This is a genomic window from Polyangium sorediatum (genome assembly GCF_029946465.1).
Classification (GTDB): Bacteria; Myxococcota_A; Polyangia; order Polyangiales; family Polyangiaceae; genus Polyangium; species Polyangium fumosum.
In genome coordinates, this window is the sequence record NZ_JARZHI010000032.1 from 96121 (window position 1) to 117823 (window position 21703).

General features: G+C 68.9%; 21 protein-coding genes and 1 rRNA gene. 11 read left to right on the forward strand and 11 right to left on the reverse strand.

Annotated elements, in window-relative coordinates; translation table 11 throughout:
• From QHF89_RS29555 to QHF89_RS29565, 3 genes are all read right to left on the reverse strand, one after another.
• Positions 1 to 1359, reverse strand: coding sequence for a cytochrome P450 (locus QHF89_RS29555; RefSeq protein WP_136970073.1), 1359 nt, complete (start codon positions 1357 to 1359; stop codon positions 1 to 3).
• Between the two features lie 64 nt (positions 1360 to 1423).
• Positions 1424 to 2284: a UbiA family prenyltransferase gene (locus QHF89_RS29560; RefSeq protein WP_136970074.1), complete on the reverse strand. Its 861-nt coding sequence runs from the start codon at positions 2282 to 2284 to the stop codon at positions 1424 to 1426.
• Positions 2285 to 2405: 121 nt separating this feature from the next.
• Positions 2406 to 3599 carry a polyprenyl synthetase family protein gene (locus QHF89_RS29565; protein ID WP_284721082.1) on the reverse strand — a complete coding sequence of 398 codons (1194 nt, stop codon included), beginning with the start codon at positions 3597 to 3599 and terminating at the stop codon, positions 2406 to 2408.
• A gap of 498 nt (positions 3600 to 4097) precedes the next feature.
• Here QHF89_RS29565 and QHF89_RS29570 point away from each other — a divergent pair, with 498 nt between their 5' ends.
• Both QHF89_RS29570 and QHF89_RS29575 read left to right on the forward strand, forming a co-directional pair.
• A complete protein-coding gene (locus QHF89_RS29570) occupies positions 4098 to 5519 on the forward strand; it encodes a phospholipase C (RefSeq protein WP_136970076.1) in 1422 nt (473 codons plus the stop codon).
• 138 nt (positions 5520 to 5657) lie between these two features.
• Entirely contained in the window at positions 5658 to 6530 is an 873-nt protein-coding gene (locus tag QHF89_RS29575) for a hypothetical protein (RefSeq protein ID WP_136970077.1), read from the forward strand.
• A gap of 384 nt (positions 6531 to 6914) precedes the next feature.
• On the opposite strand, the gene QHF89_RS29580 is transcribed toward QHF89_RS29575, so the two are convergent.
• Entirely contained in the window at positions 6915 to 8192 is a 1278-nt protein-coding gene (locus tag QHF89_RS29580) for an MFS transporter (RefSeq protein WP_136970098.1), read from the reverse strand.
• Positions 8193 to 8432: 240 nt separating this feature from the next.
• Between QHF89_RS29580 and QHF89_RS29585 the strand changes: the two genes are divergently transcribed.
• From QHF89_RS29585 to QHF89_RS29595, 3 genes are read left to right on the forward strand one after another with little or no spacing between them, the layout of a single operon-like run.
• Entirely contained in the window at positions 8433 to 8762 is a 330-nt protein-coding gene (locus QHF89_RS29585; RefSeq protein WP_136970078.1) for a hypothetical protein, read from the forward strand.
• Between the two features lie 19 nt (positions 8763 to 8781).
• On the forward strand, positions 8782 to 9579 hold the full coding sequence (locus tag QHF89_RS29590; RefSeq protein ID WP_136970079.1) for a hypothetical protein: 798 nt from the start codon (positions 8782 to 8784) through the stop codon (positions 9577 to 9579).
• A gap of 15 nt (positions 9580 to 9594) precedes the next feature.
• Positions 9595 to 10239 (forward strand): hypothetical protein, encoded by a 645-nt coding sequence (locus tag QHF89_RS29595; RefSeq protein WP_136970080.1) that lies wholly within the window; start codon positions 9595 to 9597, stop codon positions 10237 to 10239.
• A gap of 53 nt (positions 10240 to 10292) precedes the next feature.
• On the opposite strand, the gene QHF89_RS29600 is transcribed toward QHF89_RS29595, so the two are convergent.
• Together QHF89_RS29600 and QHF89_RS29605 are read right to left on the reverse strand one after the other, a co-directional pair.
• Complete coding sequence (locus QHF89_RS29600; protein ID WP_136970081.1) at positions 10293 to 11426, reverse strand: hypothetical protein; 1134 nt, start codon at positions 11424 to 11426, stop codon at positions 10293 to 10295.
• Positions 11427 to 11495: 69 nt separating this feature from the next.
• Positions 11496 to 12806, reverse strand: a complete 1311-nt coding sequence (locus QHF89_RS29605) for a cytochrome P450 (protein ID WP_284721084.1) — start codon at positions 12804 to 12806, stop codon at positions 11496 to 11498.
• 24 nt (positions 12807 to 12830) lie between these two features.
• Here QHF89_RS29605 and QHF89_RS29610 point away from each other — a divergent pair, with 24 nt between their 5' ends.
• The 3 genes from QHF89_RS29610 to QHF89_RS29620 all read left to right on the forward strand — a co-directional run bounded on the left by QHF89_RS29610 (position 12831) and on the right by QHF89_RS29620 (position 15437).
• Entirely contained in the window at positions 12831 to 13472 is a 642-nt protein-coding gene (locus QHF89_RS29610; RefSeq protein WP_284721085.1) for an RNA polymerase sigma factor, read from the forward strand.
• The gene (locus QHF89_RS29615; RefSeq protein ID WP_136970084.1) at positions 13469 to 14728 is read left to right on the forward strand and encodes a hypothetical protein; all 1260 of its coding nucleotides are present in this window, start codon (positions 13469 to 13471) and stop codon (positions 14726 to 14728) included. Before QHF89_RS29610 ends, QHF89_RS29615 begins: the two co-directional genes overlap by 4 nt.
• A 91-nt stretch (positions 14729 to 14819) precedes the next feature.
• Complete coding sequence (locus QHF89_RS29620; RefSeq protein ID WP_136970085.1) at positions 14820 to 15437, forward strand: hypothetical protein; 618 nt, start codon at positions 14820 to 14822, stop codon at positions 15435 to 15437.
• Between the two features lie 13 nt (positions 15438 to 15450).
• Here QHF89_RS29620 and QHF89_RS29625 read toward each other — a convergent pair whose 3' ends face one another.
• The 4 genes from QHF89_RS29625 to QHF89_RS29640 all read right to left on the reverse strand — a co-directional run bounded on the left by QHF89_RS29625 (position 15451) and on the right by QHF89_RS29640 (position 20083).
• On the reverse strand, positions 15451 to 15867 hold the full coding sequence (locus QHF89_RS29625; RefSeq protein ID WP_136970086.1) for a VOC family protein: 417 nt from the start codon (positions 15865 to 15867) through the stop codon (positions 15451 to 15453).
• Between the two features lie 95 nt (positions 15868 to 15962).
• A complete protein-coding gene (locus QHF89_RS29630; RefSeq protein ID WP_136970087.1) occupies positions 15963 to 16967 on the reverse strand; it encodes a sigma-70 family RNA polymerase sigma factor in 1005 nt (334 codons plus the stop codon).
• Positions 16968 to 17018: 51 nt separating this feature from the next.
• Positions 17019 to 18305, reverse strand: coding sequence for a DUF1501 domain-containing protein (locus tag QHF89_RS29635; protein WP_136970088.1), 1287 nt, complete (start codon positions 18303 to 18305; stop codon positions 17019 to 17021).
• 14 nt (positions 18306 to 18319) lie between these two features.
• Positions 18320 to 20083: a DUF1549 domain-containing protein gene (locus tag QHF89_RS29640; protein WP_136970089.1), complete on the reverse strand. Its 1764-nt coding sequence runs from the start codon at positions 20081 to 20083 to the stop codon at positions 18320 to 18322.
• Between the two features lie 207 nt (positions 20084 to 20290).
• On the opposite strand from QHF89_RS29640, the gene QHF89_RS29645 reads away from it, so the two are divergent.
• From QHF89_RS29645 to QHF89_RS29655, 3 genes are all read left to right on the forward strand, one after another.
• The gene (locus tag QHF89_RS29645) at positions 20291 to 20707 is read left to right on the forward strand and encodes an organic hydroperoxide resistance protein (RefSeq protein ID WP_136936390.1); all 417 of its coding nucleotides are present in this window, start codon (positions 20291 to 20293) and stop codon (positions 20705 to 20707) included.
• Between the two features lie 70 nt (positions 20708 to 20777).
• Positions 20778 to 21011, forward strand: a complete 234-nt coding sequence (locus QHF89_RS29650; protein WP_136970090.1) for a hypothetical protein — start codon at positions 20778 to 20780, stop codon at positions 21009 to 21011.
• A complete protein-coding gene (locus QHF89_RS29655; protein WP_136970091.1) occupies positions 20977 to 21417 on the forward strand; it encodes a DUF488 domain-containing protein in 441 nt (146 codons plus the stop codon). The genes QHF89_RS29650 and QHF89_RS29655 overlap by 35 nt, the downstream gene beginning before the upstream one ends.
• A 163-nt stretch (positions 21418 to 21580) precedes the next feature.
• Here QHF89_RS29655 and QHF89_RS29660 read toward each other — a convergent pair.
• A 23S ribosomal RNA gene (locus tag QHF89_RS29660) occupies positions 21581 to 21703 on the reverse strand; the annotation flags it as partial.

Genomic DNA, 21703 nt, shown 5'->3' on the forward strand with positions numbered 1-21703 from the left:
TCACGCGGGGGGGGAGGAAATGGCCTCCGTCGCAGCCCGCGCGCCGGACGTTCGGGGGGTGATCCGGACGCGGACGCCCGCCGGAGGTCGCAACGCCAGGCCTCCCCACGGGTCGAGCCGTTGGCCCGGCTTCACCGACACGCGATAGTGCTGCGCCAGCGTGGCCAGGACGAGCAGCGCCTCCGTCTGCGAGAACGACTGGCCGATGCACACGCGTGGGCCGATGCCGAAGGGCAAGTAAGCGCCCCGCGGGATCTCCTTCTCCGCGTCCGGCGAGAAACGCTCGGGATCAAAACGCTCGGGATCGTCGAAATATCGCGGATCGCGCTGGATGATGTAAGGGGAGATGAAGAGGAAGCTCCCCTTTCGGATGCGATATCCGCCAATCGCGACATCCTCGACCGGCTCGCGCAGCGCGAGCACCCAGGCGGCAGGGTAGAGACGTAATGTCTCCTTCAAGACCATCGACGTGTAGGTGAGCTTCGGCAAATCCTCCGCGGTCGGCGCGCGCCCCCCGAGGACGCGATCGAGCTCCGCATGAAGCGCGGCTTCGACCGAGGGGTGCTGCGCAATCAGGATCCAGGCCCAGATCAGCGTGAACGCGGTCGTCTCGTAGCCGGCCGCGAACATCGTGACGAGATGATCACGCAGCTCCGCTTGCGCGATCGGGCACCCTTCTTCATCACGCGCGAGCATCAGCATCGAGAGCAGATCACCCCTGTCCACCCCGGACTTGCGCCAGTCGTCTGCGAAGCTCAGCGCGATGTCGGTCAGCGCCCGGATCATCTCTTTCTTTTTCCGGTTGTGCTGCGTCGGCAACCAGCTCGGCAGCGGCACCCACAGCTCCGAATCCTTCGTGAGCAATTCGATGGCGATCGGCAGCGCCTCCTCGGCGCGCTTGCTGATGTCCGTCGTGTCCGCGTTGAAGAGCGCCTCGCAGAGGTTCTTCATGGCGAGCCGCAACATTTCCGTGTCGATGTCGTACTCGCCGCCCGTCCCCCACGCCTTCATCGCCTCCTCGGCGTGGCGCACGAACATTCCGCAATAACCCTCGATCCGCCTCGGGGCGAACGCTGGCTGGGCCGCTCGACGTTGCCGCCTGTGATCCTCGCCGTTCGAGATGATCATCCCCTTGCCGAGGAGCGGCTCCACCATCCACCCTTGAATCCGGTTCTTCAGAAACTTCGCCGGCCGCCCCACGAGGACATCCCGGATATGGTCCGGGTGGTTCAAGAGGTAGGCGTGAAAGGGCCCCGGGCGGAAATGGACGACGTCCCCGTAGGTCCGGGCCGCGCGTATCAGGAAGGCCATCCTGTCCTTCCGGAACTCGAGCATGTTGCCGATCAGGGGGGGGCCCACGGGGCCAGGCGGATCTTCGAGCCTCAAGGAACACCTCGCTTTCGGAAGGTGGCAGCGCGCGCCGTCACAGGATCACGATCGCGCTCACGAGCAGCAGGCAATACCAGTACGTGAGAAACATATAGGTGCGGTGATCCGCGCTCTTCGAGCGGAGGAGGACCACGCGCGCGGCAATCACGAGCGCCACGAGGGCGAGCGTCCCCTCGCACACCCACGCTGCCCCTCGCGCGCCGGCAGGGCCCATCACGGCCCCGTGCACGGCGAACGGCAGGAGCGCGAACGCGACTCCGAGCAGGATCCGCGTCGCTTTCTCTCCGAATACGATCGGGAACGTCCGGCGCCCGATCACGCGGTCGCCCTCGACATCCCGGAGATCCTGAAGGGAGATCAGGGGAAAGATCACGACGGCTGGCAAGAGAATCCACCGCCACGCCGTGGGCGTCAGGGGGGTCACCATTTGCCACGCTGCACCGAGCTGCGCGACGATCCCGAGCGACATGCTGAGGTTTTTGAAGACCCAGCTCCGAGCGCCACCCAGGACGTTGCTGCCGACGATGAGGGCCTGCCAAAGCAGGGTATACGCGAACACCCCCAGCCACGCGCCTGCAATGCTGAACAAGACCATCACGACGAACCACCGCAGCCACGCGCCGCGCACGGAAACGGCGCCGACGACGAGAGGACGATGGGGCTTGTTTCGCCGGTCCTCCTCGATCGCGGTGATCTGATTTGGCAGGCAGAACGCGTAAATGTAGAGCCAAAAGTACAAGAGGCTCCGCACGAACACGGAGGGCAACTCGTCCCAGCGCGCTCCCTCGGATTTCCACGCCGCCAGGGAGAACAAAAGCGCCGGCGCGACCGCGGAAGACAAGTCTCCCACGACGAACGCCCAGCTCAGGCGACCTTCACGCAGGACATCACGCATGGCGCCACGTGCCCACTCGCTCGTGGTCCCCACAGCGCCAGAGATGCCTCCCTGATGGAAGCTTTTTGCGAGCAGCGGACGCATACGGGCCCTACCTTCCGTTCAACGATTCATGATCGGGTCAAGGAACCACGTCGGCAATGGCCTGATCTCCGCTCCTCGGGGCAAACCATGCTGCGGCTCCGACGTCCGTCGGCGCCGACGCCCCGGCGGGCGGCATCGCATGTGCCACAGGCGCGAGGCACCGGTCGATCCAGCCGGGGATGACCGCCGAAAACATGTGCGCCTGCGCGGCCTCGGCCGCGGCGCCGAGCCAGGCCGCTGTCGCCGCGAGCGCGCCGGACCATTGAAGCGCCGCGATGGCCTCGCTCACCCGCGCCGCGGTCCGCTCCTCTCGTGGAAGCGCGAACAGCGCTCGAAGGGGCGCCACGGCCTCCGCGGCTCCATGCTCGTACGCCCACAGCACCGGGAACGACAGCTTGCCCTCGACGAGGTCGCTGCCGCGGCCGTGTCGCCCCTTGTCGCCGATCAGGTCGAGGTAATCGTCCTGGAGCTGGAAAAGAAGCCCGAGCGCCTCGCCATAGTCGCCCGCGGCCTGCACGGTGGGCTCGTCCTGCTCCGCCGCCGCCGCGCCCGCGCGCAGGCACGCCGCGAAGAGCATGCCCGTCTTGCGCCGCGCCACTTCCTCCCAGGTCCGCAACGTGGGCGGCAGCGCGTGCGGGTGATCCTGCGCGAGCTGGAGTTGAAACTCCATGCTCTGCCCCTCGGCGAGGCGCACCATCGCCGCGGTCATCGTCTCGAGCAGCCGCGGCCCTGCCGGGGCACGCGCGAAGCAGCGGAAGGCCTCGAAAAAAAGCGCATCGCCCGCGTTGATCGCCTGCGCCTTCCCCCACCGGCGCCAGATCGCGGGCCGGCCACGCCGGTAGGCGTCGCCGTCTTGCAGATCGTCGTGAATGAGGGTGGCATTGTGGAGCAGCTCCAGGCCGACCCCCAGGTCCAGCGCCGCCTCGGCCCGCCCCCCCATATTCACGCAGATCCATACCGGCAAGAGCGCCCGCACCCGCTTGCCGCCGGTCATGAGCTGATACTCGATCATCTCCCGCACGAGCCCTGCGGCGACGAACCCGCGCCCGAGCCGCAGCTCGATCTCTTCGAGATAAGCACGCTGCGCGTCCTCGCAGCTCAGCGGAGCGAATGCCTTGGAAGCCGCCGACGTGAACGACCGTGTGGACACGATCCTCCGGCCAGCATCGTCGATGCGCTGCGCTGGCTCGGGGCTCGTCGTGCCTCTCGCGTTGATGAGGGCAAAAGCCATACGGCCTCCTGCTCTTCCGTCGAATTTTGGACACTTCTGGAGCTGCGACTGATACAGCCGAGAAGGGGACGCCCTGTGCCCCCGTCCATCGACGGAAGGAATGGCGCCGTCCGTTCTACACATAACAGTCGGCCTCGGCACTGTCGAGCAAATCTCGGCCCTGGTCGCATAAAACTATTATGTTGACAAACGACTTTGATAGTGGCTGGACGAAGGCGCAGCGATCCATGCTATCGATGAATCTCCGCAGGTGCGCACCACAAGGCCTCAAAAAGTCAAGCGCCAACTTCTCGATGGGTCACGACCTCCCGTGGCGCGAAGCGCGTGCCGAGCTGTCGCAGAGCCCGCCCGCGGACACACCTCTGTGTCAAAGAAGTGGTCTCTACAAATAAATCCGCGCGTAGGGGTCTGCACCGTCGCCGTGATAGGTAACGGAACGTTCCCGCCGCTGCTCCCGTTCTATGGATTTCGTCCCGCACATGGGCGATACTCCGCCGCATGCGCATCCCCCGGCCGCTCTTCGCCTTGGTGCTCGTTTCGTGCATTCCCGCGTGCACCTCACCGTCTTCGCCGCCGCCGACGGCGGCCCCGGAGCTGCCTGGCCCGGCCGAGTGGAATCGCGACGTCGTCGAGCCTGCGGATGAGGAAGCCGCGACGGCGCGCGAGAGCTGCGCCTATCGCGCGGGCGCGCTGCCGGCCGAGACGCAGGGGGAGAGCCACCCGGTCGGCGCGGAGATCCCGATCGATCACATCGTCGTCGCGATGATGGAAAACCGCTCCTTCGATCACTACCTGCAGAAGATCGGCGACGTGGGGATCGACGCCGACGTCGCGCCCGAGGGCTTCACGAACCTCGATCCCGACGGCAACCCGATCGCGCCGTTCCCGCTCGAACAGCACTGCTTCGTCGACACCGCGCATAGCTGGGGCGCCATCAAGCAGCAGATCGCCGGCGGCGCGATGAGCGGCTTCGTCACCACGAACGAGGGCGCGCACGAGCTCCCCATGAACGGCGATCTCAGCATGCTGCTCGGCCGACGCGCGATGGGGTATTACACCGAGGCCGATCTCCCCCTCGTGTACTGGCTCGCGAAAAACTTCTCGATCGGCGATCGGTACTTCGCGTCGGCGCCCACGGCGACCTGGCCCAATCGGATGTTCATGCACGCCGCGACCTCGTTCGGCCTCAAGTCGAACGATTTCCCGCAGGGCGTGACGTCGACGCTGGTCGATTCCCTGAACAAGCGGAAGATCTCGTGGCGCTTCTATTACGAGAACACGCCCACGTTCGCCATGTTCATCGAGCGGTATCTCGAGCTGAGGCAGGAGGAGAATCGCTTCGTGCCGATGAGCCAGTTCTTCACGGACGCGGCGGAGGGCAAGCTCCCGCAGGTCGCGTTCATCGATCCCGACGGCACGAGCAGCGGGCAGATGGACCACACCGACGAGCACCCCCCGACGCCGGCGACGCTCGGGCAGAACTGGCTCGCCGAGGCGATCGCCGCGCTCGTGGCGAGCCCGCATTGGAGCCGCTCGGCGATGTTCATCAACTACGACGAGCACGGAGGGCTGTACGACCACGTGCCGCCGCCGAAGGCCTGCGCCCCCGACGATCGCGAGCTCGACGACACCGATCGCGCCGTCTTCGAATCGTACGGCGTCCGTGTCCCGTTCTTCGTCGTCTCGCCCTATGCGAAGAAGGGCTACGTGAGCCACGACGTTTACGATCACACCTCGGTCGTTCGGTTCATCGAGGCGCGCTTCCAGATCCCGGCGCTCACCCATCGTGACGCCAATGCGCTCGCGCCGTGGGACGTCTTCGATTTCAAGTCGACCCCCGCGAAAGAGCTCCCGAACGTGCCGAACGTGCCCGTGGACGAGGCCATCATGAGCGAATGCAGGGCGCTCTGGGGCGAATGACGCGGACCTACGCTCCGCGCCGCTGAGCGCGACCCGCTTCGAGGGACGGCCCCGACATTGCAGAGGGCATCCGGCATGCACCCCGGCGGCGTGATCCCGCGCCATCCTGTGCCGGGCTGCGCCTTGGAGCTTGGGACCATGAACCAGACGAAGCGCATCGGATTGCTCGCAGCCCTCTTCCTCGTGGCCCTTGCCCCGGCCTGCAAGGGCGCGATGACGACGGGCGGCCCGGGGGAGGAAAACCCCGGCGGCGGAGGCATGGGTGGCACAGGCGGGTGCCAGGACCCCGCGCAATGCGCGTCGAGTTGTCCGGACGACGGCTCGTGGCCGAGTGGCCCCTGCCTGGTCGAGGGGGAGGTGTGCGGCAAGCTCGACGCTTGCGGCTATGGCACCCAGTTGGTGTGCGATAACGGGTCCTGGAGGTACGACATCTACGACCCTGCCGGGTGCGGGTGCGACTGCACGGAGCCCTGCCCCGAGGAGGTGCCCGTGCACGGGAGCGCGTGCGAGGTCAACTACACAGGGTGCCAGTACTTCAATCCGCTCTGCGGGGACAGCTTCATCGAAGCGTCGTGCAACGGCGAGACGTGGTACGTCAGCGACTACGCCTGCCCGATGACCTGCCCGGACACCCTGCCCGTCGAGGGGACCCCGTGCAGCGGATGCTGCTTGCAGAACCCATGCGCGTACCTCGACGCGAGCGGCTGCCCGGTCCAGATCGTCTGCGAGAACGACGTATGGGTCACGAGCCCCACGTCGTGCACGCCGAGCTCGGCCTGCGCCACCCTCGACATGAGCGAATGCGGGAACGCGCAGGGGTGTCGCTGGATGGACTTCGCCGTGTGCGGCGTCAAGCCGCAGGGGGGTTTCCCGCAGGGCTGTTATCCAGTGGACGACTGCGCCACGGACGCGGACTGCAACGGCGGGACGTGCGTGGCCGTCGAGGTCCACCCGTGCCCCGGCGGCGCTTGCAACGCCTGCATGGCACAAGCGCAGCTCTGCGTGCCCTGAGCGAAGGCCGGAACCGGCGCGCTTCGGCCGGAGAGAGCAAACACCCCGGGTCACCTTTGTGCCAGGTGCCGGCAGGAGACCGGGGACGGCCGGTCACTGCTGCGTGAGATCAAAAACCCGGTCGGCGAAGCGGACTTACCGCTGTGTAGATCGGCGTCTCCCGACCGGGATCACCGGTCTACACGTGTGTGGATCCCGCGGAGGAGGACGCGCCGGGCGGGTTACACCTGTGGGAGGTGCCGGCAGGAGACGAGGAGGAGCGGACCCCCGTCGTGTAGAGCCCGGAACCCGACCGGAAAGGCGAGGTGACCGTGGTGTGAGACGGCGCGACCGGACGGGGGAGGTGACCTTACGCGGATGCCGGCCCCCGAAACCGCTCAAATCCTATCCCTGCTTGTTCGTCGTCTCTCGGAGACCAGCGGCGATTTCCGGCAGGATCCCGAGCCGGACGTAGATCGGCCTCACCGCGCGTCGCAGCGCGGGCAGCTTCTGCAAGAAGACCGCCACGCCGATGAGCGTCACCACGCCGCCGAGCCGCACCGTCATCGGCGCGCCGAAACGCGCCCCGAGCCAGCCCGCCGCGAGGCTCCCGAACGGGACCATGCCGAAGAACGCCATCGTGTAAAAGCTCATCACGCGGCCGCGTTTGTCCTCGTCGACGAGCGTTTGCAGCAGCGTATTGCTCGCCGCCATCTGCACCATCATGCCGCCGCCGACGAGCACCATCATCACCATGGAGAGCGGCAGCCACCTCGAGAACGAGAAGGCGATGAGCCCCGCGCCGAAGAGCCCGCCGGCGATGACCACCGTCCGCCCGAGGCCGAGCACGCTGCGGCGCGACGCCAGGAGGAGCGCCCCCGCGACCGCGCCGACGCCCGAGGCGCCCATGAGGAGGCCAAGGGAATGCGGACCGCCGCCGACGACCCGCGCGGCGAAGACGGGCATGAGCACCGTGTACGGCACGCCCGTCAAGCTCACGAGCGCGAGCAGCAGCAGAATGGCTCGAATGGGCGCGAACGAGGCCGCATACCGGAAGCCGTCGCGCAGCTCCGCGAGGATGCGGCTGTGCGCCGATGTCGTCGCCGCGGGCGTGAGGCGCATCATGAGGAGCGAGGCGATGACGGCCAGGTAACTGACGGCGTCGATCAAAAAACACATTCCTTCGCCGACCGCCGCGATGAGCACGCCCGCCACGGACGGGCCGAGCAGCCGCGCGGCGTTGACCATGGAGGAGTTCAAGGCGATCGCATTCGGGAGATCTGCCCGTTCCTCCACCATCTCGACGACGAACGCCTGCCGCGCCGGCGTGTCGAACGCGTTGATGAACCCCTGGAACACCGAGAGCACGAGCACGTGCGCGACCGTGATCGTGTGGGTGAGCGAAAAAAACGCGAGGAGCGCCGATTGCACCATCGCGAGCACCTGCGTGACGACGAGCATGCGGTGGCGGTCCCAGCGGTCGACGAGCACGCCTCCGAACGGGGCGAGGACGAACGTCGGGATTTGCCCGGCAAAGCCGACGAGCCCGAGCATCAGCGGAGAGTCCGTCAGCCGATACACGAGCCAGCTCGTGGCGACGCGCGTGAGCCACGTCCCGATGAGCGAGACGCCCTGCCCGAAGAAAAAGAGCCGGTAATTGCGATGCAAGAGCGCCCGTCCCATGGCCCGCAGCGTCGAATCGACGGACGCCTTCGGGATCACGAGGCGACGACCTCAGGTGGAAAGGGGCGCGTCATGGGAACGCTCGCGGGGAGGGTGCCATGGCCCGGGGATCGGCAACAAGCGCGCCAGCCTGGCGGCGCTCCGGAGGGAGCGGAAACGGGCTAGACCCTGGTGGAAGGGGCGGGGATCTCGTACGTTCCGGTGCAGACGCTTGGCTCCCCCTCGGCGAGGAGATGCTGCATGAACAGACGCGTGCTCGGGACGTTGGGTTTCTCCTTGTGGACGCTCGCCGCGCTCGCGTGCGCCGGCGCGTCGCCTGGCGACGAAGTGCCGAGCGCCGCCTCGGCGGACACCACGTGTCAGTCGGACGCCGACTGCGTCGTCGTCGAGACCGCGTGCTGCGACCACTGCAACGGCGGAAAGGTTGAGGCGTTCAACAAGGCGCACGCCGACGCGCACCGCCCGCAAGGCTGCGCGGGTGTCGCGTGCACCCGCCGCGGATGCGGCGACGCGGTCGCCGAATGCGTCGACCATACGTGTCAGGCCAAGATCTTGCCACTCGGGTCCTGAGCGTCCGTATCCTCCTCGTATGTTTCGTCCTGCCCATGCGCTCGTGATGGCGACGCTTGCAGCGCCCCTCGTGGCGGCCTGCGGCGCGCCCCCGGTCTCGCCCGCGGCTCCCCGCGCCTCGGAGGTGCCCCCGGCTCCCTCGGTCGCGGCAGACCGCGCGGGGGAATGCGCCCGCCTCCAGGCGGTGCTCGACGCCGAAATGCGTGACGTGCCGGCCGTCGAGATTCGCTCGACGACGCCCATGCCGCGCGTGGAGGCGCTGATGCACCGGCTGGAGCGATCCTGCGACACCAGCGAGCACCTCGCCGACACGCTCCAAGATCCCACGCTCGCGACCGAGGCAAACGACTTCCGGCTCGCGACGGCCTATCTGCTGCTCACGACGGCGCACATCTTCGGGCTCGTGCACCGGGGCGAGCCGGACCTCGCCCCCTTCGATCGCGCGGCCGACGTCGCGGCGCGCCAGCGCGAACTCGTCTATCGAAGCGCGCAGGCGCGCTGCGTCGACGACGGGTCGCGCGACCAGTCGCCGGAATGGGGGGAGGCACTCGTGGCCACGTTGAAAGAGCTCACGCCCGCCGTCAACGTCTGTCACGCTCAAGAGAAGCAGCGCGCCTCCGAGCGCAAGACAGGGAAGCTGGAGCTCAAGCTCCACATCGCCACGGATGGACATGTCGAGCTGGTCGGCCCGATTGCGTACTCCGCGCTCAGCGCCGCGAGCCCGGAGCTCGTCCATTGCCTCGTTCGTGTGTTCGAGCCGATGCGATTCCCGCCTCCGACAGGCCGCGCCATCGTGGTTCTCCCGTTCGTCGAATAGGGGCCGGCGTCCCCGATGAGCCTCGATTACTATTTCCACGTCGAGACCCGTCGCTCCGGCGATTGGACCGTGCCGGAGGGGTTTCCCTGTTCACCCTACCGGTCCGAGCCCCTCGGGGAGTTCACCTGGCTGCGCGGCCGCTCCCCCCGGGCGCGGCTCTTTTGGGGCCCCTCCGCCATCTTCCCGTTCCAGCCGGGCCCCCCCGAGAGTCGCGCGCGGTCGGCCCTTTTTCGTTCCCTCGGCCCGGACTACGATTTCGAGGAGAACGAGCGACGGATCTGCTGGATCCCGTACGGCGATTTGATGGTCGATCTCTGGGACGACATGCAGCTCGTCTTGCAATGTAACGTCGGGAGCCGCGACGCAGCGCTCTTCGGCGACGGGCGAATGCCTTTCCCCGAGGACGCGCTCCGGGCGCGGGGCCACGGCGACTTCGAGATCGACGGCCTTCAAGAGGGCGAGATCGTGAACGCGCCGATCGACCGCACGCAGGGCAAGCGCCGATTCGAGATCGAGGTGCTCGCGCCGGAGGTGCGTGTCCCCGTGACCTTCGTCGCGTCGGTGCGCGCGTATCTCGGCGAGAGCCGCGCGACGGCGTTCCGGGACCTGCGCGCGCACGGTCGCGAGGACGAGCTGCGGGTCGTCTCCATGGTTGGTTGACAGGCGGCGGGCGGAATGGCTCGCGGTGGCGGTCGACCTTCTTGGAGAAACCCCTAAGCCGCCTTGCGACCGCGCGCTTCCCATTGCGTGAGCCCCTCCGCGGAGAGCTCGGGCGACAACATCCCGCGCGTGTGCATCTGGCGGATCATCCGTTCGAGGCGCGCCTCGTCGAAACGGACGGAGAGCGCCTCGGCCGCGCGCGCGAGGAGCTTGCGCTCCCGGAGCGAGGCGCGCTCGTCGACGGTCGCGCCAATCTCGAGCGCATGATAAAAAGGCGCCCGCGCCGGGGCAGGGACGTCGCCGAGCCGCGAGCACCAGCCGATCGGATCCGCGAGCCGCTCGTCGAGGCCGATCGAGATGTCGGTCTCGCAGCCGCGCAAGAACGTGAACAGGAGCGCCGTCTCCTCCGGCCGCAGCCATCCGTCGGCCTCGAAGAGGAACCACAGGCCTTCGAAGAGCCGATCCTTCACAGGCAAAAGGCGCTCGTCGGAGAGGACACGGTCGAAGGCGGCGCGATACCGCACGTACCGGAGGACGGTCTGGCCGAGCCTGCGCGTGGCCAGGTAATTCGTGACGGACGAGGCGACGATGCCGACGAACGGGACGAAGCTGCGGGCGAGGCTTCCGCCGAAGAGGCGCGCGGCGAGGCCCTGCGTGGCGCCTTCGAGGTCGGTGCGCGCGAGGCGCGCGAGCGCGGCGCCCGGGTGCTCGTGCTCCTCCGGGGCGTGCTCGGCGCCCTGCACGAGCTTGAAGAGCGCCCATACGTCGGCCGGGTCGTCCGGATCAAAGCGCACGCCGACGCAGCCCGCGAGGCGGCAGCCCGTGTACGTTTGCGTGACGAGGCGGAGCGCGGCGTCGAGCGCAGCGCCGAGCGCGGTCGCCGGGAGGGCGACGAGCGCCCCGACCCCTTGCGTGCCGGCCGTGAACAAGGCGCCGCCCGTGGAGACGAGGCCTGCGCCGGCGCCGGCGAGCGCGGAGAACATCGCGCCGCCCCGAAGGATCGCCTTGCCGCGCCCCGCTTCGGTCAAGCCCGTCGCCGCAGCAGGGCCCGCCTCGTCCGCGGCCTCGTTGTGGCGGCGAATCGTGGTCGAGACGAGCCGGAGAAGCAGCTCGTCCGCCCAGCCGATCTCGTCCGAACGTTCGAGCGGGAAGGGGAGCGCGGCAGGGGCCTCGGCGTGTGCGGTCATGGTCCGAGCGCCATTTCAAAAAACGTTCCCGCGCGGTCGACGTCGCGCCGGCCCGCGTGCCGCGCGTGTTCACGAGAACCGAACGGGGAGCACCACCGGCCCGCGAATCGCGATCGTCCGGTTGTACCGGATCTCGCCCGCGCCGAGCTCCACCCGCCGAAACCGCCGCGTGAGGACCTCCAGCGCGATCCGCACCTCCATCCGCGCGAGGAGCGCGCCGACGCAGGTATGGATCCCGTGCCCGAACTGGAGATGGCCCTGTGCATTGCGATCGATGTCGAACCGGTCCGGATCCGCATGCCGACGCTCGTCCCGGTTGGCCGACGCCACGAGCGCGAGCACCAGTGATCCCACCGGGATCGTCACCCCCGCGATTGTCACCTCCGCCGTCGTGATCCGCGGCAGCGCGTGGCTCGGCCCGTCATACCGGAGCATTTCCTCGACGAACGGAGCGGCGAGCGCGGGATCTCCGCGGAGCCGATCCCAAATCGCCGGCTGCGCCGCGAGGAGGATCATCGTGTTGCCGAGCAGGTGCGTCGTGGTCTCCAGCCCGGCGAGCAGGAGCAGCACCAGGAAATCAAGGATCTCGTCTTCCGTGAGAGAATGGCCGTCCACTTCGGCGTGGATCAGATCGCTCACCGTGTCGTCCGCCGGCGCCCGCCGCCGCGCGGCCACGACCTCGCGCAGGTACCCCGAAAGCTCGGCGATCGCGGTCTGCACCTGCGCGACGTGCGCGGCGCTCTCGGGCTCGGGTGCGATCGAGGTGATGTCGTCGGCCCAGCGCTTGAAAAACACGTGCAGCGAGGGGTCGAGGCCGAGGATCTCGCCGATCACGAACGCCGGCAGTGGGGTCGCGAAGGCCTCGACGAAATCGACCTCGCCCACGAGCTTCCCCGCGAGCTCCTCCGCGAGGCGCTCGACCTTCGGGGCGAGGCGGCGCGTCGTGCCCCCGCCGAACGCCCGGGTGACGAGGCCGCGGAGCCGCGTGTGCGCCGGCGGATCGAGCGCGAGCATCGAATGAACGAGCGGGTTGTACCCGATCCACGGGGGCTCCATGACCGCCTTGAAGCCCCGCGAGGAGAAGAGCGCCGGGTTCTTCAGGACGAAGAGGACATCGTCCCAGCGGCTCACCGCCCACATGCCGTCGGGATCGACCTGGCACACGGGGGAGGACGTCCGCATCGCGGCGTAATGAGGATACGGATTCGCTCGAAACGAGGGCGAAAGGATATCGATTCGTTCTTCCATCACGGCGAGCCTCCCCGGTCCGCGCCCGCGGACCACGCGCCCCCCTTCGAGCATGCCCCGCGCCAGCACGAGCCCACGACCGCCCCCATCAAAAAACGCGCGGCCGAGGAAACCGGCCGGCCCCTCGCGCATGATGGGAGCGAAGAAAGCTCTTTCGTGCCGAGCCCGAACCTCGCCCCCCCGGACGTCGAAGGCCTCCTCGCGCCCCTCGCGCGAAAGAGGCTCGTGGAGGACCGTCCGCCCCCGGGCGAGGCCCCCCAAGCGCGCGCCGCGGAGCCGACCCGGACGGCCACGCCGAGCGCGGTCGAGGCCCTCTACCGCAAGCACCACGGGCTCGTGTATCGGCTCGCGCTCCGCTACGGCAAGGGAAACGTCGCCTGGGCCGAGGACATCACGCAGGAGGTCTTCCTCGACCTGATGAAGGCGCTGCCGGCGCTCGACGACCACGACGACCTCGCGGGCTGGCTGTATCGCGCCACCACGAACCGCTGCTTGAGCCGCATGCGCCGGGATCGATTCCGCGCGCTCGCGCCGATCCGCTGGCTCTTCGGCGAGCACCAGCCCGAGCCGCAGCAGCCCGACACGCTGGTGATGGCCCGCGAGGATTTACGCCGCGCGATCGAGGCGCTCGACGCGCTGCCCGTGAAGGAGCAGGTCGCATTTTCGATGTATTGGCTCGACGGCAAGGAGCAGGAGGAGATCGGCGAGATCCTGGGGCATTCGAAGGGATACGTCTGCAAATTGATCCAGCGCGCCGTCGAGAGGCTGAAGAAGGACGGCTGGGGGGTTTCACCATGACCACACCCGCGCCGAACGATCTGCTCGCGCGGCTGCGCGCGGCCGACGAGCTGTACGCCGAGGTCGCGCCGGATCCGACGCTCGAAGCGCGGCTCGGCGCGCGCCTGCGGGGGCTCGCCGGAAAACCGCCGCGCGTGGCGTGGTCTTCGTCGCTCCGCGGGCTGGGGCGTCCTCTGGCCCTCGTTTTGACCTGCGCCGCCGTGCTTTTCCTGTCGCTCGACGACGACACGCCGCCCGTCCGCTCCGGGCTCGTCGCGCCGAACCAAACTGAATTCGCGGCCGATCCGGACGCGGCCCCGGCCGCCGATCACGCGCCGGAGACGAACCCACGCGTGGTTGGCCCGCGGCGGGCCCCCGCTCCAAGCGCTCCCGATGCCCGGCCGGTCGCGCCGTCGCCTTCGTGGCGCGCGCAGGATCCGTCTTCGCCCTCCGACGCGGATCCCGAGCGGGGTCCGCTCGAGCATCCTCGGCGCGGCCCGAGGCCCGACGTGCCCCCGGGTCCTCGGTCGCGCATGCATACGCCCGGCGAGGCCGGGGACACGGACGACGCCGAGGGGTTCGTGTTCTGGTCGCCGACGCAAGCCCTCTCCGGTGAATCCCGCGCGCCCATGTACGGCGCGACCGGCGGCGTGCGTGGCCCGACGACGAGCACGCCGAAGCCCCCGGGGCCCGTCGTCGATCCGCCTGGTCCGCAGGCCTCCTGCGCAACGCCCGAGACCTGGAAGGGGCGCGCCGAACTCGATTGCGACGAAAATGGCCTCGTCCTCGCCGAGATCACCTACCTCGATCCGTGCGGCGACGGCCTCTTCCGGAGCGCCGAGCACGAATGCGCCGAGCCCGATCCGGAGGTCGACGTATGCACGACCGATACCGTGGGCGACGGCGCCACGTGCCAGGATCCGAGCCTGCTCAAGGACATGGCCTCCCAGGCCTGTCAGCTCGCGGGGCAGCAGATGGTGGATTTTCAGTACACGGCCGGCGATTGCGGAGGGATGACGCGGCAGGCGAGTTACACGTGTTGCCCGCCGATCGTTGATCCGCCGCCGCCGCAACCCCCGCCGTCCGAACCCCCGCCGCTCGTCTGCCAAAGCGGCGCCCTCGGCGACGGCGTGACGTGCCTCGACAACGGTTTGCTCAAGGACATGGCCTACGCAGCCTGCAAGGAGCTCGGCCTCTCCCTCGCGGATCTTCAGATCGCGGGGGATTGTCCGGCCGGCCAGGCGTCGAAGGTCGGTTTTTCGTGTTGCGGGCCTTGACGTAAAAAAAGAGGAAACGCGAGGCCGCCTCGCGATTGAAGAAGAGCGGTTGTCACGACGGCGCCCCGCTGCGGGGCGCGCGGAGGTACCCATGCGTTTGTCGAATGGATTGCGGTCGCTCGTGGTCGCCTTTTTGGCGTCCGGTTTCGTCGCCTGCACGGCGGATGTGCAGCAGGGCAGCGGGCAGGAGATGGGGCAGGGCGCGCTCGAAGGAGACGGGAAAGAGAATGGCGACGGGAAGGTGAGCGAGGAGAGCCCCGAGGCCCCTACGCTGCCGTCCGGCTGCTTGCAGGGCACCGTGGAGAGCGCGACCTGCGAGGATCCAGGGGTCTTGAAGGATCAGGCTTTTGCGATCTGCCAGGAGAGCGGTTTCGTCTTCACGGTCTTCGAGTACCAGGGCGGCGATTGCGGCTGGCAGACCACACAAGCCCATTACGAATGTTGCCCGGTGCCGCCCACGCCGCCGGTCGATCCGCCGCCGCCGAACGAGCCGCCGCCGCCCGAGCCCCCGGCCATCTGCGCGAGCGACTCGATCGGCGACGGGATCACCTGCCAATCGCGGGACTTCTTCAAGCAAGCGGCGCACGACGCCTGCAACCAGGCGGGCTTGCAGCTCTTCGATCTGGTCCTCGACGGGGGGGATTGCAGCCCCGCCGAGGCCGTCAAGATGACCTATTTCTGCACGGCGGGTGGCTCGGTCTGCCCTTGAGCCCGCGACGAGATCACTTCTGGACCGCGGCGGGATCCATCCACATGACTTCCCAATGGTGGCCGTCGATGTCGTAGAAGCTCCCGCTGTACATGAAGCCGAGATCCATGGCGGGCATCGCCTGTGACCCGCCATTCTCCACCGCGGTCTTCACCATCTGGTCGACCTCCTCGCGGCTCTCACACGAGAGGCAATAGAAGGCCTCGGTGTCCGTGATCTTGTCGCTGATCTGCTTCTTCGTGAAATCCTTGAACTTCGACTCGACGAGGAGCATGAAGTACGCTTCCTCGCTCACGATCATACACGTCGCGGTTTCGTCGGTGAACTGCGGGTTGAACGTGAAGCCGAGCTTCGTGAAGAACTCGACCGAGCGCTTCAGGTCCTTGACGGCGAGGTTGACGAAGAGCTTGCGGGAACGGGTCGTGATCATAGGTGCCTCCATGCCTGTGGGTTTGGCGTATGGACCCCGCGGGGGGGCCGAACTCATCGGTCCACGAGAAAAAAATTTCGACCCGGCCGGGCCGGCTACGGCGCGAGCTCCAGCGGCAGGCCGAACCGCGGGAAAAGCGCCGCCGTGTCGAGGAAGGAGTTCATCGCGGTGATCCGGTCGCCCGAGACCTCCAGCACGATGAGCGCCCACGCCTTGTAGGGCTCGCCCGGCGCGTGCGGGGGACGGTACTGCCCGAACGCCGGCGAGCCACACGCCGCCGTCGGCACGAGCCGCGAGCCGCGGCACCCCGCGCCCCGACCGACGAGCCAGGCCAGGATGGAAGCATGCCCCTTCAGCCAGAGCGAGTACGGCGGCATCGAGAGCGTCGCGTCCTCGTGCAGGAGCGCGGCGAAGGCGTCCATGTCGTACCGCTCGAACGCGTCGACGTAGCGGTCGAGCATCGTCGACTGCACGTCGGCGAGCGGGGCCGGGGGCTCGCTGAGGTCGCGGGCCTGGAGCGTGGCGCGGGCGCGCTGCAAGGCGCTGTTCACCGCGGCGACCGAGGTGCCGAGGCTCTCGGCGACCTCCGCGGCCGCCCAGCCGAGGACCTCGGTAAGGAGCAGGATCGCGCGCTGCTTCGGCGGGAGGTGCTGGAGCGCGGCGACGAACGCGAGGCGGATGCTTTGGCGCATCGAGACGAGCTCGGCCGGGGTCGCGTCGTCGGGCAAGGCCCGCGCGTCGGGGATGGGCTCGACCCAGCTCGACGTGGGCAGGGTGCTGAGGGTGTCGTCGACCGTGCCGACGGGGCCACACTCCATCGGGCGGATGCGGCGTGAGCGATCGGCGAGCGCGTCGAGGCAGACGTTCGTGGCGATACGATAGAGCCAGGTGCGCAAGGACGAACGGCCGTCGAACTGGGAAAGACTCCGCCAGGCGCGCAGCATCACCTCTTGCACCGCGTCCTCGGCCTCCGAGACCGACCCGAGCATGCGGTAGCAATGCCCGGTGAGCGCGGCGCGATGTTCCTCGAGCTGTTGCGCCGTCGCCTGCGTGACGTCGAAGCCGGCGGCGTGCTTCCTCGGAGTCGAAAGGTCAGCCATCTCGGCCGTGTTTAACAGGCTTTCCGCCCGAGGACAAACCCCGATCGCCGTCTACAGCAAGATTTCGCGCACCACCTGCCCGCCGTCTGTAAGGGTGATCGGGCGGCCGCCCGGGGACGGGACCGTCTCTGACGGATCGAGTCCCATCGCCGAGGTGATCGTGGCAAACAGGTCGGCCACGGGCACCGGCCGCTCGACGACCTTTTCGCCTTGCGCGTCGGTCGCGCCGAGCGTGATCCCGCCGCGTACGCCGCCGCCCGCGAGCACGGCGCTCCACGCGGCGGGGTGGTGATCCCGCCCGCCCCGCCCATTGAGGCGCGGCGTCCGTCCGAACTCACCCATCCACACGACGAGCGTGCGATCGAGCTTGCCACGCTCGGCGAGGTCGCGGAGCAGCGCGCTCATGGCGGGATCGAGCACGCCCATCAGCCGCTTCGTGCGCTCGAAGTTGTCCTCGTGCGTGTCCCAGCCGTCGAGCGAGACCTCGACGAACGGCACGCCCGCCTCGACGAGCCGCCGCGCCGCGAGGCAGCCGCGCCCGAACGCCGTGTCGCCGTAGGCCTCACGCACGGCCGCGGGCTCGCTCGACACGTCGAACGCGGCCGCGGCCGGCGAGCGCATCATCCGCGCGGCTTGCGCGAACACGGCGCGCCGCTCGGCCACCGCGGCGCTCTGCGTCTCTTGTTCGAATGCGTCCTCCAGCATCGCGAGCGCCGCGCGCCGCCGATCGAACCGCGCGGCCGAGACGCCCGGCCCGTACGCCATGTCCTCGGGCGGCCGCCCCGGCTCGCGCACCACGAACGGACCATGCGCGCGCCCGAAAAACCCGCCGCCCGCGCTCGGCCCGCCGAGGCTCACGAACGCGGGCAGCTCCGCCTTGGGATCGCCGCGCCGCGCGCTCACCCACGCGCCGAGGGCCGGGTGATCGACGGTCGGATTGGGAATGTGCCCGGTATGGCCGAGCTGCCGCGCGCGCTCGTGGCTGCCTTCGCGGCTCGTCATGCCGCGCAGGATCGCGAGCCTTTGCGCCTCGGCGGCGACGCGGGGCAAATGCTCGCAGATCGACACGCCCTTCGCGCGGGTCTTGATGGCGCGGAACGGCCCGGCTTCTTTCGTGCCCGGCTTCGGGTCGAACGTGTCCACGTGGCTCGGCCCGCCGTTCATCCAGAGCACGATGCAGGCGTCCGCGCGGGGTTTTGTCGGGGCCACGTTCGCCTCGTCCGCGCGCGCCTCGGGCGCCGCGATCCACCGTCCAGCGAGCCACGCGCCGAGCCCTCCGAGCCCTGCCTGCAGGAGGCGCCGGCGATCGATCGTCACGGGTGTGTCTTGGGTCTCCATGGCGTCCTCCGGTTTCAGTGCTGGAAAGCAAATTCGCTCGAATCAAGCAGCGCCCAGAACAGGTCCTCATAGGCCCGGTCGCGCGGCGTCTTCGCGACCCAGCCTCGTTTCTTGCCGATTTTCCCGAGCGGATTCGGTCCGCTCGGCGGCGCGGCGGGTTCTTCGGGGGACGCCGCGGCCTCGTCGAGGAAGTGGACCCAACGGGAAATCTCTTCCGCCGTGGGCCTGCGCGAGAGCGTGCGCAGGTAAAGCGCCTCGATCTTCGCCGCGTCGCCGCCGGGCATCCCGAGCACGTCCGCGAGCGCGCCGCCCGAGAGCGCGGTCGACCCATATCCGACGAGCGGGCCGTTCAGGAGCAAGAGCGCCTGCGGGATCGTCCCGTCGAACTCCGCGCGCGCGCCGCCCTCGTCGACGTCGAACACGAACCGGAAGCGCTCGCGCATCTTCGCCCGCAGCGCGTCGGCCCGCTCGCCGAGCGTGTCCTCGATCCACGGATCGAGGCGCGTCGCCGTGAGGACCGCGTCGAGCAGCACAGGCGCCGGCAAACGCCGCGGGGCGAACGCCGCAAAGGTCGCCTCCGCCGCGGGCGGTCCTGCGGCGAGCCCGTAGGCGCGCGTGGCGCAAACGGTCCGCAAGAGCCGCTTGAGATCGTAGCCGTGCTCCACGAAATCAGCGGTGAGCGCGTCGAGCACGGCCTTTGCGCGGGGCGGGTTCGAGGGGCGCAAATCGTCCACGGGCTCGACGAACCCATGCCCGAACAACATCCCCCATACACGATTGACGAGCGCCTGGCCAAACCAGGGGTTCGTCGTGGAGGTGATCCACGCGGCGAGCTCGGCCCGCGGCGCCTCGCCCTCGAGCGTGGTCCCGTCGAGCGCGGCCGGGGCGAGGGTGGCGATCTCGCGCGCCTCGTCCGTCGCGTTTTTCCCAGGCCGCCCGCGCTTGCCGTCCTCGACCTCGAAGGTGCGGGCCATGCCCTTTTCCTTTTCGTCGACGGGTTTGACGCGGGTCCGCGCGAAGGCCGCGGCGAAACGGCGGAAGTCCGTGGTCGTCCATTTCTCGGTCTTGTGGTCGTGGCATTGCGCGCACTGGATCTGCACGCCGAGGAACGTGCGCGCGGTCGCGCCCGCCAGGTCCTCGACGCCGCCGCGGTACTGCACGAGCCAGTTCGTCGCGCCGTTCACGCCCTCGATTTCGGCCTCGGTGGCCGCGTTTTGCGCAGCCATGCGGCGCTCGCGGGCGGGGCCGCCGGGGCTGCTTTTCCCGGTCGCGCCGACGAGCTCGCGCACGACGTGATCCCAGGGCGTGTTCGCGGCGAACCGCGCCCGCAGCCAGGCCCGGAACGCGGCGCGGTCGACGAGGTTTCCCTTCGCGTCGTCACGGAGGAGGACGTCTTCCCAGTACGCGGCCCAGCGCTCGGCGAAATGTGGGCTCGCGAGCAGCGCGTCGACGGCCCGCGCGCGTTTGTCCGTCGCGGGATCGGCGAGGAAGCTCGTGACGACCTCGGGCGGCGGCAACGTGCCCACGAGATCGAGCCACGCGCGGCGAAGGAACTGGGCGTCCGTCGCGGGTTTGGCCGGAGATACGCCCGCGGCTTTCCATTCGGCGTCGAGCAGGGCGTCGACGCGCTGGGCGATGTCGATCGTCGCGGGCGCCGCGGCCGCGGCGTTGGGTGGAGCCGAGGGCGTGGCAGACGGGGAGGGGAGGCCACCCGTCCCGCCCCCCGAGCAAGCGGAGAGCAAGGCGAGCGCGACCCAAGCCGAGGTCCGTCGAAGCATGAGGGCCGCCCAAGCAGGACCAATGCCAGCCCGAGGCCGCCTGCAAACGCGGCATCTCTCGGGTTCGTGGCCTGCGGACGGTCTGCCGCGCGCCCGCGTGGTGCGGCGGACGCTCCGCGGGAGCACGGGATCCACGCGGATTTCGATTGCAGCCGCGGCCCCGCAGCCGAAAAGGAATCCCGCATCCACGTTGGAGAGGAGTGAGGCATGAAGATTTTGTACACGACAGGGGCGACGGCGACGAACGGGCGCGAGGGGCACGTCAAGACGGAGGACGGCAAGTTCGACCTCCAGCTCAGCCTGCCGAAGAGCGTGGGCGGTCCAGGCGGGGACGGGACGAACCCCGAGCAGCTCTTCTCGATGGGCTACTCGGCGTGCTTCGGCGGCGCGCTCGCGCTCGTCGCCCGCATGCAGAAGGTGCAGACCGGGCCCGTGCAGATCGAGGCGAAGGTCTCGCTCGGCCAGGATGCGAGCGGCGGCTTCGGCCTCGCCGTGGAGCTCATCGGCCACATCCCGAACCTCCCGCGCGAGCAGGCCGAGGCGCTGATGCACGCGGCGCACCAGGTGTGCCCGTATTCCAAGGCCACGCGCGGCAACATCGAGGTCAAGCTCTCCGTCGCCTGACGTCTGGATGGGGGCGTGGATCCGCGGCCGACACACTGGCGACGCGGAGGTCACGCCCCACAGACGTCGCATGAACAAACGTCCCACAGATCCCGGCCGGACCGAGCCCGCGCACGGCGCCGAGAAGGCCTCGCGGCGCTCGGCCGAGTCCCAGCACGGCGGAATTTCCTCCGAAGAGAGCGCGCGCCGGGACGAGACCGGCGAGAATCCCGGCGGCACACACCAGGGAGGTCGGTCGTCGGCCCCGGCGGGGTCCGGCCCGAACGGCCATGGCGCGTCGAGCGGCGAGGACGGCGGGTTCTGAGGCGCTCGGCCGCTGGGCCGTGCGCCTGCCCCTGAAGACGAAGCGCTGGAACGAGCCCGTCGCGCCGGACGACGGGTTGCGTGTCCTCGTGTGCCGCTTTCGCCCGCGTGGCGTGCGCAAGGAGGACGAGACCTGGGATCTCTGGGCGAAGAACCTGGCCCCGAGCCGCGAGCTGCTCGCTGCGTTTCAGGGCAAGAGCGGACCGCCGCTCCCGTGGAAAGATTTTGCGCGGCAGTACCGGACCGAGATGAAGGCCGAGCGCGACCTCATCCGCTCGCTCGCCGAGCGGCTCCGCCTCGGCGAGCGGATGACCTTGCTTTGCTCGTCGTCGTGCGTCGATCCGGATCGATGTCACCGGACGTTGCTCGCCGGGCTCCTGGAGCACGAAGCGACCGCGGGGGCCTGAGGCCGGGGGAGGGGAGATGGAACGAAAAAGGCCCGCGTGAGAAAACCTCACGCGGGCCTGAAGGCTCCGGACAACGGAATGTAGAGCGTCTCGTTGCTGCGTTCGCGCGCGCCGGCTCGTCATCCGAGCTCTGGGCACGCCTCTCGACGTTTGCCTCAAAGGTATGGTCAAGCCGCACGACCGATTAGTACCGGTTAGCTCCGCGAATTACTCCGCTTCCACACCCGGCCTATCAACCTCGTGGTCTACGAGGGGTCTTTAGGAGCCTTGCGGCTCGGGACACCTA